Source organism: Brenneria alni (genome assembly GCF_003666245.1).
GTDB lineage: Bacteria > Pseudomonadota > Gammaproteobacteria > Enterobacterales > Enterobacteriaceae > Brenneria > Brenneria alni.
On record NZ_MJLZ01000008.1, the window covers coordinates 16,137 to 31,144 of the forward strand.

A 15,008-nucleotide genomic window follows, 5' to 3' on the forward strand; every position below is an offset into this window, starting at 1 on the left:
AATATGAAATACCTTTTACTCATTCCTGTTCTTTTATTGACTACCGCATGCACAACTGTCTATAACCCGGCCACCTGTTGGGGAAGAATAGAAATAGGGAGGCATGTCTACGATCAGCCTATATATGAGCAGCGAGACGGTTTTTATGAAAAAGAATACCTTGTAGGTGATGCTTTTAAATATACATGGGTTGAGAAACATGAGTTCAAAGACTTGTCTGACTGCGAGGGTAAGTTTAATTAGCCTGACCATGCCGAATTCCGCCAGGGATGTAAAATCCCTGGTTTGGTCATGATTCATCCTGTGTTTTCGTCTCTTTTGTTAACACCGCGCTACTGATAACCGGTACATGCCGAATGATTCTGGATAGCAACACCAGTTTCATCCTCGTCATTACCGGTTTAATGACACCACCTGGACACTCGATAATTTATTACAGGTCGCTTCTTAGTGTTCAGTCAAAATACGGGTTAACCCGTTCCACTGCCAGTTGAACCAGCTTGTTCCTCTTTGCCATCAGGCGATCAATCCTTTCCCTCTTCTGCTCAGACGTTAAGATGCGGTCAGCGCGGGTAAGCTCAATCTGAGCATTGAGTTGTTTCACCTGCTTCTGCGTCGCCGTCAGCGCCCTGCGTTGCGACAGTTTCCCCTTGTTTTCCTGCAACAACTCATTGGCATTATCCTGGCGCCCCTGTTTTCGGTAATCATTAATCGTGCTGTTGATCTGGTTAGCCTGAGTCATCATCCGGTAAAAGTCTTCGGTGAACTGTGTGGACTTGGCCGGATCAGAACCGCGAGCGAATGCTTTAATGACGGGCATTTCGTCAAGGCGCAGTGAGGGTGACTCGCCGCTATCTCCCAAATTACGCATTACAATGTTTGTCGCCCCAAGTATGTAGGCTCCCAACGTACCGGTATAACCGGTAATGATGTGATCCAGCATCTTAGGTGACAAATTAGTGGCTTCTCCAATCTCGCGCATAAGCAGACTGGTTTGGTCGTTATAGCGAGCCCCGGCAATCAGGTTGCTATCTGCCATGTTCTCAATCGGCCCGCCTTTGAAGAAGTCATAATTGACATAGGCTTCCGCGATCGGCATAGCAACTTGCGGAATTGGGTTAAACGCCATCGTTTCAATGAAATTATGGGCTACCAACTTGCCGAATTTGGCCGGACTGTCCTTACTACCCAAAGCGCGAACAAAGCGCTCCGGTATCGTCGCGGAAAGCAAACCTAACTCGAATGGCTTCGGGACTCGCCAGTGTTGATCGCCTGTCCAGAAATGCCAGTAGGTATCCTTATCCCAATCGGGCAACTCCTCGTACTCTTTTCGATCCCAGTTAAGCGCCAACAATGCCAGTGACGCGGCCATAATGTAGCTGCTGCGCTTTAACACCTCTTGAGGATTATCTTTTATTGCCCGACTCAGTTTGCTTAACCCCTGCATCCTGGCATTAAAGAATGGCAACATATCGCTGAGGTTAATCATTAAATTGCTGGCCCCCATCATGCTGAAGTCCATCAAATCGCGGGATTCAAACGCTGCCTGCGCCCTGCTCTTGCCTGCTTTAATCGCGGCGTCATAAGTGGCAATGCGGTTGGCATTCTCGGCCCCTTCACTGACCTTCTTGTATTTTTCCATCGCCCAGCCGACCTTATCCATCGCCTCTTTACTACTTCGCACAATGGACGATTCAAATTCACGAATCTGGCTATCGTTATATCCCTTACGGCGTAGAACTTTGCGAATACTGGAGGCGGTGCCAGCCGGATCATACACATTGGAGTAACCACCGCCGAATGTCGCGCCGGCGAACATCATATCCACCAGCGTGTCGTCTGTGCTCATGGCTTTTTTCAGACCTTTCAACGAATCTAGGCCAAGCCTGAAGCCATCCTTGTTAATGGCCCATGAATGAATAGCATCACGAACAAAGTTGCGGATGATAAAATCCGGCATAGCCGTGGTGCCGATGGTTAGTACCCGTTTGGCCTGCCGTGCTGCTCTCATAAACAGTGAATTGCTGCGCTCCAGGTCAATCATGGTGAAAGCACGGTACAAATCCGGGTCATTGATGCGGGCAAGCTGCTCTTTACCGTCAACGAAAACCTTTACCGTGTCTTTCTTCAGGCGCTGATAGTCGATCTGGTTGGGATTCTCGATAATGTCGATTACCCCGGTATCCCCCAGATTGACGACCGAACGGCGCATGGCCTCATTCTTCATTGAAGCATCAACAGATTTCGCAACATAGTTAAACAGGTTTTCAATCGGGTCTTTAATGGTGAGATCAGAGCCTTTCAGCTTGCGGATCGTGCTGCTCTGATTGGCAATTCCGCGTGTCGTCCAGGGGCCATGCGTTTCACCGTTTTCGGCCTCACGATAGTAAGGTAAATACCAGGCATCCTCCCACATGGCCCGACTTTCTGGATCTATCAGCCCCATATCCTGCTGCAAGTCGATAATGGACTTGATGAACGCATCGTATTTTTTCTTCTGCTCCGCAAACAATTTTTCATTGCCGCGATTCAGAGACTTCATGTAGGTAATTTCATCAGCGGTGAAGTTATTTTCCCTGCCCTCCGCCATCAGGCGTTCGGAGCGGTGGCCAGCGATCCATTTGAGGAAATTTTCTCGATGGTTGCCGAGCCCATCCAGAATGCCTATAAGTGAGTCAGCTTTTCCGGTGCCGGGGATACGTTCAGTAATGCCCTCGGTTTTGTTGTAACGCACCAGACCATGTTCCAGAACAGCAGCGGTCACCGATCTAGATCCCGCAGACATACGCGCCGCCGTGTAGCCGGAAACAGTCGCATCTGATTTACCGACCGCATCCTCGGCATATTTTAGCGGCGCCAGGCCGTCAAAGGTTTTGGTATTCAACTTGCGGAAGGTTTCTTGCCACCATTGTTTAAGCTCCGTCTTATCCTTGTCGGTCGCTATCTGATAGAAGTCTTTGGCTTTATCAAACCAGCCTTTTTCGACGTTGAAGCCCATTTTCCGGGAGGTTTCAGCATCCATTGCAGGATTACCGGAGCGTGAATAGAGCGTCTTGTTCTTGCGGATATCGTCGGAAGAGAGTATATTTTGACCTGATTCTGCGGGGTCGCCCTCCTTGGGCAATTGGAGCCCCTGCGAGTATCGGCGACTGGCAGAATCGGAACCCTGGTAAGAACGCTCCTCCTTGGGCAATTGGAGCCCTATGGATAGAGGGTTACCAGGGTTTTCTTTTTCCCGGCGATATAGCGCCAGACCTTCCCGTTCCATCGTGTTAATTTTCTTCCCTTCTTCGGTTCCGTAAACAGACGCAATACGATTGATCTCCATATGCTGACGCACCGCATTCATGTGGACGGCAGACAGCACGGGATCGCCATTGGCGTCATTGGCTTCCAGTAGTACCACTACCGCATTATCTTCTGTGCGCGAACGATAAACCGCCACTGGGTCATGCATCAATTCCGGCAGACGCTCTATCACGCCCATCGGCACGTCGTGCTTAACACCGTTGGTAGCCTTACGCACGGTGTCGCGAGTGATCACCATATCCAAATTCGGTGCGCCTAATGCCCGCAATACCGGCGGCGTCCGCCCGATAGTAACTGGCGTGTCTGCGGAGCGGAGCGATCGCATAGCTTTACCCAAATTCTCGCGGAACTGTTCCGCTTCCGCCGGCAGCGGTTTGAGCGGATCAACGTTATCGTTGCTCTGGGAATAAAGCGCATCAGTACGTGAGAAGGTGTTATCAAACTCGCGGGTGCCAGGCTGCTCGTTAGCATACATGGCCGTCTTCTGGAACCGTCCAGTGATGGTGCGCAGGATATTGCGGATCTCCGCTGGCGTGATATCCATCGGATTCAGTATCCCTGCTTTGCGCAGCGCATTGGTCAACAACGTAACAAATCGATCCCACACGCCACCCAACTTTGTTAACTCGGCGCGTTCGGCCATATGCGCCAGAAACTCGTTAGCCTGCGTTTCCAGTGATTCCTGTCCGTAAGATTGTTCTACCTGGCGCCAGACACCCTGAATGGTGTTGTTTTTGCTGTCGCGTGTCTGGTGAAGCACCCGCATTATGCGATCGTACTCCACATCGCCGATAACCGAGGCCAGACCATGATGGGCGATAATTTCATGTCGCAATTTGGCGCGCAGTTCGCGGGGATTAGCGATATTGTCGGCGATGACAATCACCCGACTGAGTTCCGGCTGATAGATGGCATGAACTGTGCCGAACTCTTCAGGAATACCGTTCGGCATCATGGCAGCGGCTTCTGCCTGTGTCTGTACCGCTTTAACCTTGATCTTGGCGGCACCGTTAAGATTGGAAACGAAAAGATCCGACGCCAGTTGTACACGGTTTCGCGTCATACCTTGAGCGGGTTTGCCGCCGTCTTTGCTAAAGCTGCCATCGTGAATGATGTTGCCGCCGCCAATATCGGTGGCAGAAACAACAACGCCTCCGGGCTTGGAGGCGTTTTGCTGCTGATCGCTATCTCGTCGGAACTGATCCTGATCGGTTTTCGGGAACGTTTGTTGCTGTCGCCGTCCGCTGCGAATACCGGCGGCTACCGCGTCAACGGCATCATAAAGTTCGCTGATTTTCATCGGGCCTTTAACCAGACCGCTACGGCGTAGAGCCATCTGGAAAGCATGCAGGACTTCGGAGGGAATAATCCGACGACGAGTGCGAGCATTGCGTTCGGCGCGCTCCAGTTCGGCTGCGTGAGCGAAAACCTCTTCTGCCTGAATGGATTCCTGCCGATCGCCGTAATTCTGTCTTACTTGTTCCCAGAGTGATCGGAATTTAGGGTCTTCACGCGTTTTGAGAAGCGAATCAAGAACCAGTCTTTTATCCGCTGGCTTAAAGGTGTTGATTCCAAAGTGGCCAAGCACTTCGTGACGGAGTGTTGCTCGTCCGTCCGCCGTGTCACGAATGCTGGCAGCGTTAAGTACGATCCTTCCTTTTCCGGCGGCATGATACGCACCCGGGATTCTTCCGATATTTTCTCGCGTTGCTTGCGGACCATAGGCATCTTCCTGTCGAGCATACACCCGGATATCAAGCGGAATGTTGCCATTGTACTCACTCTGGAAATCATCGGCAATGCGACGAGCTTCTTCTACGGTCAGACCGTCTTTGCGATCGTTCTGGCGCGAGTAGAGTGTACCGGAGTTTTTCTTAGACGAGCGTTTGGCAACCAGATGTGCGGCAAAATCATGCTCCGTTTTTGTCACGTTATAGAGATCGCCATCATCAGAAACAATCCGGTATAACGTTTTGCTCTTCCCGTCACCAGACGTCCTTTGCTTGGTTTCCGGGCGCCAGCCGCGTCCAATCAATCTCTGAACAACCTCCGCCCTTGTCAATGGGCGGTCAAATTCAGGGTAATTCACTATTTCCAGTAACGCTTTGTCCGCCTTCCCGCGCTGCATGGGAGTGAAATTCTGCGCACCAAGAAACTCGTTAATTGGCGCACGCTTCTCGGCCTCCACCGCCTCCCTCTCTTTGTGATCCGCTACACGTTTGCCTCTGGATACCGCGTTGCGTTCATCCCGATCAGCCAACCGGTCAGCGTAGGATACCGCCTCTTCACGCGTTTCAAAGAGTCTTGGCGCCATCTTAATCGGACTATTTGGTTCCGCCTGAACTGCCCATGCCTTCACCGGCTCGCCGGTGTCTCGGCGCGTCGCGTCTACCGGGAAAAGAGGATAGCCACGGTGATTTATCTCACTGCTATCCGTGATTTCTGATTGAGCGGTGCTGTCCGCCTCGGTTGGGTTCGGTGCTTTCGGTGGCAGACGCACACCGTAACCATCCCCAACAGGCTCCACTGTAGCCCCCGGCATTTTCGCCCAGCGGGAAGCAAGGGCAACTCGTTCACTGGAATAGGGCTTGTTGCCTGCGAACAATTTCAACTGACCGACCAGTTCTCCTCGAGCATAGGCTTCGGTTTGCGCATCGACCGGTACGCCGGCGACACGGTGGCGTTGATCTGGCAGGCCATCAGGCTTGTCACTATTAGCCCCCATCGCTTCTGTAAATTCCCGTGTCTGCCGCTGGGCGCGCGTCTCGCCCTGGCTGAATTGCGGCGGCTGGCTGGCCTGTCCCTCGTCGATCGTCGGCGCACCGGCGAAGATGATATTTTTATCTTCAATGGCATTTGACGGTACAGTTTCTCCTTCAAAAGTCCGCGAGGCTCGGCCAACTTCTTTACCGCCAGTCTGGCTACGCTCTGCCGGGATGTACTCTTCACCTCGCACCTGGCGGCCAGCGTCAAACTGCGGCCCCGGCCCGACTTGCGTTTCATCACCAACCGGCAGGCGAACTTCACCCGGCATGGCGATCACTGACGTTTGACCTGGTGCGGGAAGGCGAGGTTGACGTGATGCCCTGATTTTTTCAGCCTGATCCAAAATGGCTTGTTCTTCCTGCGTGTACCCCTGATCACCCTGTTCTATCTGCTGGCGAATTAACTCGTCGGCGGTTGGTGCGGGCTGATGTTCACTGAGCGTACGCTGCACTTCACTATCTTCCGCAAATCCCTGCACTCGAGGATCCTGACGAAGATATGCGGGCGTGTCGCGGAATTCATCAATACGACTTTGCGGCGTACCAGTAACATTCTCTGGATTGAATTGCGGCGCATCAGCCCCACTGGTAACCGATATAACCGGCTCTCCATCGCGCCACTCGCCTTGGTATCCCGGCGGCGGGCCGTCTTCTCCCAACTTTGCCACCGGGATGCCCGAACCACTGCCGGTTTCATTACCCGAGTTCTGCCATTCAGGTACGTCCACTTTGAGCCCGCCAACATCCATCCGCCGGGCCAACGCGGATTGGGCGGCCTGAAGTTGTTCCTGCTCGTCGGAGGTTAGTTCTTCCTTCTGGTTCAGGTTCTGGAAAGCAGTCAACAGATCGCCGTCCAGCATCTGCCCGTACTGTTTTTCCAGTTGCTTTTGCTTGTCCTGGCGCTGTTGCTCGGCTACAGGATCGGTAGACTGCTGTTCAGTCGCCCCTTTTCTTCCACGCATTCCACCGACGGCGCCAAATCCCCCACCCATGCCTGCGCCAACCACGGCATTATTAAGGCCGGTTTTCAGCACGTCTGTCATGGGGTCGATATTCTGTCCGGCTGTGTCGATCAACTGTTCATTCTGAACGTAGCGCTGCGTCGCGCCCTGAGCGAACTCCGTCGAGCCTTCAGCAGTAGCGCCCTTCGCCATACCTGAGAGAATTCCTCGCGCCGCCGCTCTTTTTGTGACGAGCGATATCAATGTGTGGTCGCCCAGCATTGCCGCGCCGATATTAACCGCTAATGCTTTAGGATCGAACGTAGCGGCATTTGCCGCCTTTTCCGCCACCATACTGCGAGCCATCGTCAGTTTTTGCGTATCATCCATATTGGAGTAGTTCGGATCAGTATCAATATCACTGAACGCCTGCTGGAAGGTGGTGCTGCTCATCAGTTCATCGAAAGATAGCGCATTGATCTCGTTGCGCATATCGATGCCACCCTGCCCCTGCTCGGTAGCAGCTTGCGAACCAACGAATGTACCTTTCCCCGCGGCTGCGGCGGCACGATCCGCCGTCGCCTTGGCAACTTGTCGCGCAGATTCTTCCGGCAATTTTTGACGCAGTTTATTGAATGCCGCCTTCTCGACCATTTCCCGCACAGCGGCCGATCCCAGCCTTGCGGCACCCGCACTGGTGAACATAGTGGCCATACTGGGAATTGCGTTCTGCATCCATGCACTGGGGTTGAATAACCCCTCGCCTGCACTGATACCGGTAATATTACCGTCTTTATCACGGTCAATGGTTGCAAAATCCTGAGCGGCAGCCTGTTTCGCCCCCTCGGTGCGTGAATCCAAGATGGATTGCGCTGCGCTTCCGGCCAGTTCGCCAGCGCCCTGAATAGCGGCGGTGCCAGCACGCGACAGAGGATTGCCGTTGTTCTGGCGCATGACGCTCATCATTTGATCGTCGATGCCCCACGGGTTGGGATTTTCCTCCGCCCCCTCCGTAGTAGCAGCATCAAGGATTTGATCTCCGGCTTTGAATATCTGTCCAACGCCAGCCACCATGTTGAGAGGCGCGGCAGCGAGAGCCTTAAAGTCGTCGCCCCAGGTTGATTTGGGACGTTCGTGCGGCGCCTTATTCCAATTTTCAAGCGTGAAGTCTTGGGGATCATATGCGGGAACTTCACCGGGCTGCTGAATATTCAACCCCTGCCGGTTGTCGTTCGCTCGCTGCGCTTCCGGGCGAAGTTGTTGCGGGTCATTAGCCATTGCGACTCCAAAATTTAGGCATAAAAAAACCGCCGAAGCGGATTATTTGGGAAGATAGATTGAGGCGAAAGATGCTCACTGCTCTAGACCAGGCACCAGTAATTGAATCTCCGATGCCATGCGTTCGCGAACTGTATGCAGGATTTGCTTTCGGCCTCCAACACCCCACTGATTCATCCGGCGAGCGCAGGCGCTGATCTCTTTTTTTTCAGTGTCAATCAGCAGATCAAGACGATTAAGGCGATTCATCGCGGAAATGCCGCTAAGTACCGCCTCTCTGAATGTTTCGTATACACGGATTTCAAAGCGGGGATTAAGCCAAGCAGCATAACGAATGGCGACAAGTTCATGCCCCCAAGACCCTTGCTCGTTGCCTCCTTTAATGGTTTTTACCGATGCGATTTTCTTCGCATCGCTCAATTCACGAACAAATGCTTTGATTTGCTTTGTCTTGAGAAACTCGCCGGGTCTTTGGGATTCTGTTGCCTGCCCGTTCGCTACTGCTGCGGCATGGAGATCATTAAGGCTATAACGTCCCGCTTCATCAACACGAACGGAAACGCCGTTTACTGCTACGGTTGGATATTTCATAACGTTTACCTTGCTTTGAAATGAACCTTTGCCGCACAGGAAATCAGCCCGTCGAGGCTCGCCAGCACTAACTGACCTCCTCAAAGGCTCATTCCAAAGGGTTGGGTTCGACGTGAGTGAATGCGCGGGCGGTGCGCATAAAAAAACCGAGTCAGCTTTTTAGGGCGTAACTCGGTATCTTTGGGGAATTTAGCGCTTATCGACGATGATGGGAAGAGGTTTATCCCCGCGAGTGCGGGGAACACTTATCCTTCTCGTTTCCTCGCCCCAGCTTCCACTTGATGAACGAGAATAGACAGATGGGCCAGTATACTTTCAGCCTCGAAATCGTCCGGGCGCGCAGGTCCGATCCTGCCCTGACACACGAACGAGTTGATGATGATCGCAGCATCTTCCAATGTATTGATGGAAGTACCATCAATACCGTCAATATTCCCAGAATCTTCGTCGCGCATTTGTTTCTCCAGTTTAAAGAACACAGGCCCTATGTTACCGGCATCTACACTAGCCCCGATTTCTCTCCAGTCCGCGCCGCACAGTGTTGACGATGGCGCAGGAGTCCCGGATGCGATCCATTAGCTCGTAGGCCAGCGGTGAGCGCACGGCTTTCAGCGCCGGGTAAAGTTCACTGCCCCACACCCGCCAGATATATTCGATATGCCCGCAAGCAATTCCGATGTTGTGTATTTCCATGCTTAGATCCACGGATGGTTCTGGCGTGGGCAGGAAGACGGGCGGCATGAGTTCGCCTTCCAGCGGTACGCGCGCCGCCAGCGACAGAGCCTCCGCAAACTGGCTTTCCTCAATTTCCTTGTAACTGACGCCAAAGTGGGATTTCAACGCTGACCACATCGTAATCATCGCTTTAGCTTGGCGATCTTTTGGTAAGGCCTTGCCGCGATTCATCACCAACTGCTTGATGGCCTCCTGCTGTTCGAAGGTAATTTTACCGAGTAAAGCTTTCTTGGTTTTGCTGTATACGCCGTTCTTACGAATGGATGGCAGTACTTCAGCCGTCACCCATTTACGAAACTTATGAGGAACAGAACCTGGTTTAATGGCATCGCGGCAGCGAAGAACCAGTGTATACATGCCAGACTCGGATACAGTTGCTACTTCTTGGTTTCCTCCAAGGGTGTAAGTTAAAGTTACACCCTTTTCATCTTTATCAAGCGCGGTAAGAGCTTTCCGTGAGTTGGTGAGAGAAAGAGCATCACAAACATCCTTCGCAACGAACCACGGCTCGCCGCCTTTGTTTATGACACGGATCTCTTTCTCGCCAAATGTAAAAGTGGTGAGTTCTCCAGCGATCATGGGGACTGTGCTTGTTGCGCTGTTTGCTGTTACACTATTCATGTCTATTTCCTTGTGGGGATTGGACAAATCAGAAGCCCTGGCTATTTCGAGTAGTCAGGGCTTCGCCATTTTTATTCAAATGCTCGACAAGAACCTGAATAATTTCAGAGTTCATCGAACGTCCATTACGCGCTGCAATGCGCTTTAATCCATCTTTAACTTGTTGAGGAATCCGGAGATTCGTCTGTGGCATTGCCCTAGTCGGCATCATGTTCACCTCTGCGCCTCAGTGATAGTACGGTACTACGACTTGAACTGTAGTATTACCGAACTATCATGTCAATATGATTTTTTGAGGCTAACAAATGGCTAGAACAGATCCACAATTCAACGTTAGGATGCCAGCTGAACTAAAGGAAAAATTAGTTCGTATGGCCGAATCCCGTAACCGCTCGATAAATGCGGAAATCATCAGCGCCATTGAAGCTGCGGTACAATTACATGAGTTGACGGAAGGGCTACACGGGACTGAGTACATTACAACCACCATAACTGTCAAAGATCCCCGCGTTATAGAGCAGCCAGATCCTGCTCACTCATCGGAAGATTTTCTCCGGCTCATGCTTGAAAAGCTCAATGACATTGAAAAGAAAATAGACAATAAGGAATAGACATGTATTCCATGAAAAAATTTTTACTTTTATCTTGTTTTTTTATACCTCAAGCTACACTGGCCGAAACCTATGAGATTTCAGTAACAAGAGATTCAAGCAACGTTTATCGCATTGATGGGAAAAACTCTATCATTCATACTAAATATTGTTATGTATATGCTTATTCTGAAAATGCCTATCTTCGTACCGATGGGTATAACAATCAGTTAATATTCATAGATAGCAAAGATTCATGCGATGTGTCAGGAGTTTATGGGGAAAATGAAATAAAAAATGGATCATACGAAGTAAAAGTCAGCCGTGAAGATGATGACTGGTATAATATATGGGGAACTGACCACTTCATAAAAACATCAATGTGTCTTAATCTTGCGTTAATGGACGATGCCATACTAAGAATAAATGGCATGCGTGGAGATCTTATTTTTAACAATGGCAGCCAATGCCAAGCAGAGAATATATATTCTAAAATAAAACTTTAAAAAGGAATTTCAAAATGGCTAACTTATTTAAACTATACACACTTCTTTCATCTGCGCTAATTTTATCCTCTTGCGCATCAAACCCACGCATAGAATATCTATCAGGAGAACAACGCAGTAAAGCTATCAATATGGCTGTATATAAAAACAACCCTTTCTCTGATGCCACCATAATAAAAACTGTAGACGGATTATCCTGTAACCGGAACAAATATCAAGCACAGGATATTTCTGAATCAGAGGCTATGGACGGGGTAAAAATAAAAGCGGCGATGCTAAATGCTGATGCCGTCGTAAATACTATTTGCCAGAAAAATTCAGATACTGACTGGATAAATAATTGTTGGGCATCAGTGAAATGTATCGGTGATGCTGTCACTGTGCCCCAAAATTAAGAATTACTGTCCGGTGTAGTAAGGTGGTGCCACTGGCTGCCGAGACTGAGCGCGCTCACGCAATTTCTGGGCTGTGTCGGCATCCTTCGCCTGGGTATCCCGTTTTTGTGCTTCGGCATACTTCGCGTCAAGATGCTCCTTAGACAGGTTATAGCCTGGAGTGGAAGCCGCGGCGGCGGCAAGCTGTTTAGCATAGGCGATCTTGCCCGGATCACCTGCGGCCCATTGCTGCAACACCGGCGTAGTCCGATCTTCTGGCTGCTGACCATGGGCTTGTTTAACCTGATCAAGCAGTTGGTCATACTGAGCATTGATGGTTACAGCGTTGTCTGGATCTTTAGCAATCGCTTTATATCTTTCTTTTTCAACATCAAGCAGATCTTTACGCAGCCCTTTCGCTTCTTCACGCACGGTAGCCTTATCTGGCGGGTTAACCATGTTATTGATGAACTGTGCACGGTTGCCATCATTTAGCTGGACGACCATCTGTCCGTAACCGCGAACCTCATCCATCAAGCGTGTGACAGGGATCGGCGCTATCGTATCCTGCGGATCAGAAGAACCATATCGGGTCATTGGCTTGAGCGCTGTCGAACCATCGCTGTACGTGACTTTCAGAGTTGGGATTACGCGCTGACCATCTTCAGTCAGACCAATGTGAGCAAGCTCTTTACCCTTGATGGTTAAACCAGTAGCCGGATCTTTGTCGCCAATACCGCGTTGAATATGCGGCGATAATACTTCATTGACGGCGCTGATCGCTGCTGGGTCGTTGTAATCCATATCACCATTAATAACCGCTGGCATAACCCGGTTGATTTCCATTACGTTCTTGATGGCTTTTTCGCCAAAGAAGCGTTTGGGGTGAAGGGAATTATCCGTTGAAATCAGCTTGTAGAGGTCTGGATCGATGTTTCCCGTTTTTTCAAGCTGGTCATAGAACATTTTGATGGTAGGCATTTCATCTTTAAGCCGCTGCTGGCGCTTCTGCTCAGAACGTTGATAGGCCAACTCTTCGCGCCGCAACTTTACCCCTTCGGCTTGCATGGCGTAGGTGCGATCTGAATTTCGCTTATTCAGTTCAAACTCGGTCTGCCACTGCCCATCCCCCACCCTGTAACGCTCTGCCTGCGTTTCCCGATCTTTGGTGTCGGACTCTTTACGGTAATCAAACGTCTCTCGCTCAAAGTCATAGGCACGATCCGCGTTTTTCTGTTGCTGCTCCAACGACCAGCGCCGCAGTTCCGATTCTTCACGCCGACTGATAGCTGAATCAACCGTGTTAAACCCGGCCAGAAACCCATCAGCCAATCCTCTTACATCCGCCATAAATCCTCCGATTAAGAAAACAGTGATCCGGCCAATAGCCCAACGGCGGCACCGATGCCCATACCGATAGGGCCAGCCCATGATCCATAGGTCGCCCCCATCGCTGCCGATGAAGCCCCAATGGATGCACCAGCCGCCGCCCCCATCCCCGCGCCCATTCCCATCGTCTGGTTCTTCATCATCTTCTGCTGCGCTTTCAGTTGCTCGTTGGCCGCCTCGCGCTGCTGTTCAGCTTCCGACGCCTGCTGCATGCCAGACATTGCCTGTTGGCGCGTTTGCGCCGCGATATCGATTAACCCATATCCCGCCATAAATGCCTCATTTAGCCTGCACGTGGCCTTTTTTAACCAATGCGAGGCCTAGCCTCTTGGAGAACTCGTCCATGCCCATAGCGGTGAGAGTTTCCTCTATATCCCCCCTCGCCAAATCTTTATCAAGCCCCGTGATTTCCGTGCCTTTCACCTGTTTATTCGTCGATTTTTTTTTCAACACATCAATCAGTCCGTAGTTATTAGCCATTATGAATCATTCCCAATATCAAGAAGACTGCGCAGAGACGTGGAGCCACCAGTGAGAATGGATAATTGCCGATCAGTTTCCGCATCACGAACGCCATTTTTTGCACCCGCAGTTGCGAGGGCTGATTTCAGCCCCAGGCTGTTGTCTTCGCTATTGGCTTGTTGCGCTGCGCCATAACGGGCCTGCTGATTGGCCGCACCGACGGTCGAAGTGTTCAGTGCCTGTTGCTGGGTTGAACCCACTCGCGCCAACTCGTTATTCATCATCTCCCCACTGGTAGAGTAATCCATTAACTCTTGTAGTTTGGGATAATAGCGGTCTACCCAGTCGGCATACTGCTGCCGGGTGATGTTGGCAAAAGTGTCCGAAGCCACGCCCATGATTCACCTCAATATTTCAAGTTGGAATAGTTGTTGCTATTCCATGAATTGTTTCCACTAAGCCCGCCATATACGCCGCTGGAACCGCTGCTGGGTGTCGAAGTTTGCAGGTCGGATAATCCGTAACTGGTCAGCGCACCGCCCACCGCTCCAACCAATTGCTGATTAGCCGCCTGTTTTGACAGTGAGCTCTGTGCGTCAGAAATGGCTTTCTGTTGTGACGCAGAAGCTATCCCCTGATAGCCTTGTAGCGCCTCCGCTTTCTGCCCTGCGCCGATCGCCTGTGCATCTTGCAACCCGGCAATATATTTATTTTGCTGGTCCGTCTGAGACCGGGCCGTCGCGTCAATTGTGCCCGTCACCTGATCCTCAGCTATATCGCTCAACGCCGACTGGAATTTGCCGCTGCTCGGATCAACACCTGCAGACGTCAGATTATCGGCGGTCTGCTGTCTTGCCTGGCTAAACGCCTGCTGGTATCCCAGATTGACGTCACCGGCAATGTCGGTGTAGTTCTGTTCACCATTCAGTGAGTCCACCTTATCCATGAATAGGTTTTCGTAAGGCTTTAACTCGTTCTGATACAAATCCCATTGCTGCCGTGCCACCTCTGCCGCCGCTTTTTGCTGCGTGGTTTCTTGAACTTCACTGCTACCGCCTCCTCCACCGCCCATATCTCACCTCACATCGGTATTTTGAATTTCATTAACGCGCCTTCATCGGCCAGCCGTTCCCAGCCGAGGCGCTGCGCCACCCTGATAAACCCTTTCCGTGCCGTACTGAATTCAACCCAACGACCGCCAATCATGCGTGTTAGCGTCTTTACTTCTTCCAGATAGCGGGAAATACTTCCCGGTTCAGTGCTGGCCGCCAGCCAGATAAAAATATATGGAATGCCGTCACGCGATTTTGGAGCCAGAACGATTCGTCCGTGCTCGGTTCCAAAGCAAAACGCCTGCTTTTTACGGCAGGCGTCTTGGATTTTATTAATTAACTCAGGATCGTTTGTATCTGAAATCACACGGTCAGTTAATGTTTTAATATTCATG

The 15,008-nt window shown here is 51.0% G+C and carries 13 protein-coding genes and 1 pseudogene; 3 read left to right on the forward strand and 11 right to left on the reverse strand.

Annotation, left to right across the window (positions count from 1 at the left end):
- Positions 1–454: 454 nt before the first annotated feature.
- From BIY29_RS05530 to BIY29_RS05550, 5 genes and pseudogenes are all read right to left on the reverse strand, one after another.
- The gene (locus tag BIY29_RS05530) at positions 455–8,293 is read right to left on the reverse strand and encodes an LPD38 domain-containing protein (RefSeq protein ID WP_121574154.1); all 7,839 of its coding nucleotides are present in this window, start codon (positions 8,291–8,293) and stop codon (positions 455–457) included.
- A 75-nt stretch (positions 8,294–8,368) separates the two neighbouring features.
- The gene (locus tag BIY29_RS05535) at positions 8,369–8,884 is read right to left on the reverse strand and encodes a KilA-N domain-containing protein (RefSeq protein WP_121574155.1); all 516 of its coding nucleotides are present in this window, start codon (positions 8,882–8,884) and stop codon (positions 8,369–8,371) included.
- 245 nt (positions 8,885–9,129) lie between these two features.
- Positions 9,130–9,339, reverse strand: a complete 210-nt coding sequence (locus BIY29_RS05540) for a hypothetical protein (protein ID WP_121574156.1) — start codon at positions 9,337–9,339, stop codon at positions 9,130–9,132.
- Positions 9,340–9,843: 504 nt separating this feature from the next.
- Positions 9,844–10,198 (reverse strand): annotated as a pseudogene (locus BIY29_RS20970) (BRO-N domain-containing protein); the annotation flags it as partial.
- Between the two features lie 70 nt (positions 10,199–10,268).
- A complete protein-coding gene (locus BIY29_RS05550; protein ID WP_240629983.1) occupies positions 10,269–10,451 on the reverse strand; it encodes an Arc family DNA-binding protein in 183 nt (60 codons plus the stop codon).
- A 94-nt stretch (positions 10,452–10,545) separates the two neighbouring features.
- On the opposite strand from BIY29_RS05550, the gene BIY29_RS05555 reads away from it, so the two are divergent.
- From BIY29_RS05555 to BIY29_RS05565, 3 genes are read left to right on the forward strand one after another with little or no spacing between them, the layout of a single operon-like run.
- On the forward strand, positions 10,546–10,851 hold the full coding sequence (locus BIY29_RS05555; RefSeq protein ID WP_121574157.1) for an Arc family DNA-binding protein: 306 nt from the start codon (positions 10,546–10,548) through the stop codon (positions 10,849–10,851).
- 2 nt (positions 10,852–10,853) lie between these two features.
- Complete coding sequence (locus tag BIY29_RS05560) at positions 10,854–11,336, forward strand: hypothetical protein (RefSeq protein WP_240629977.1); 483 nt, start codon at positions 10,854–10,856, stop codon at positions 11,334–11,336.
- A gap of 14 nt (positions 11,337–11,350) precedes the next feature.
- Positions 11,351–11,731: a hypothetical protein gene (locus BIY29_RS05565; protein WP_147437140.1), complete on the forward strand. Its 381-nt coding sequence runs from the start codon at positions 11,351–11,353 to the stop codon at positions 11,729–11,731.
- 3 nt (positions 11,732–11,734) lie between these two features.
- Here BIY29_RS05565 and BIY29_RS05570 read toward each other — a convergent pair whose 3' ends face one another.
- Genes BIY29_RS05570 through BIY29_RS05595 form a run of 6 tightly spaced genes read right to left on the reverse strand, consistent with a single transcriptional unit; the run spans position 11,735 to position 15,007 of the window.
- Entirely contained in the window at positions 11,735–13,060 is a 1,326-nt protein-coding gene (locus BIY29_RS05570) for a hypothetical protein (RefSeq protein ID WP_240629980.1), read from the reverse strand.
- An 11-nt stretch (positions 13,061–13,071) separates the two neighbouring features.
- A complete protein-coding gene (locus tag BIY29_RS05575; protein WP_121574159.1) occupies positions 13,072–13,371 on the reverse strand; it encodes a bacteriocin in 300 nt (99 codons plus the stop codon).
- Between the two features lie 7 nt (positions 13,372–13,378).
- Positions 13,379–13,579, reverse strand: a complete 201-nt coding sequence (locus BIY29_RS05580) for a hypothetical protein (protein WP_121574160.1) — start codon at positions 13,577–13,579, stop codon at positions 13,379–13,381.
- A complete protein-coding gene (locus tag BIY29_RS05585; protein ID WP_121574161.1) occupies positions 13,579–13,959 on the reverse strand; it encodes a hypothetical protein in 381 nt (126 codons plus the stop codon). Before BIY29_RS05585 ends, BIY29_RS05580 begins: the two co-directional genes overlap by 1 nt.
- Positions 13,960–13,967: 8 nt before the next feature.
- Positions 13,968–14,633 (reverse strand): hypothetical protein, encoded by a 666-nt coding sequence (locus tag BIY29_RS05590; protein ID WP_121574162.1) that lies wholly within the window; start codon positions 14,631–14,633, stop codon positions 13,968–13,970.
- An 8-nt stretch (positions 14,634–14,641) separates the two neighbouring features.
- Complete coding sequence (locus BIY29_RS05595; protein ID WP_121574163.1) at positions 14,642–15,007, reverse strand: hypothetical protein; 366 nt, start codon at positions 15,005–15,007, stop codon at positions 14,642–14,644.
- Position 15,008: the final 1 nt, after the last annotated feature.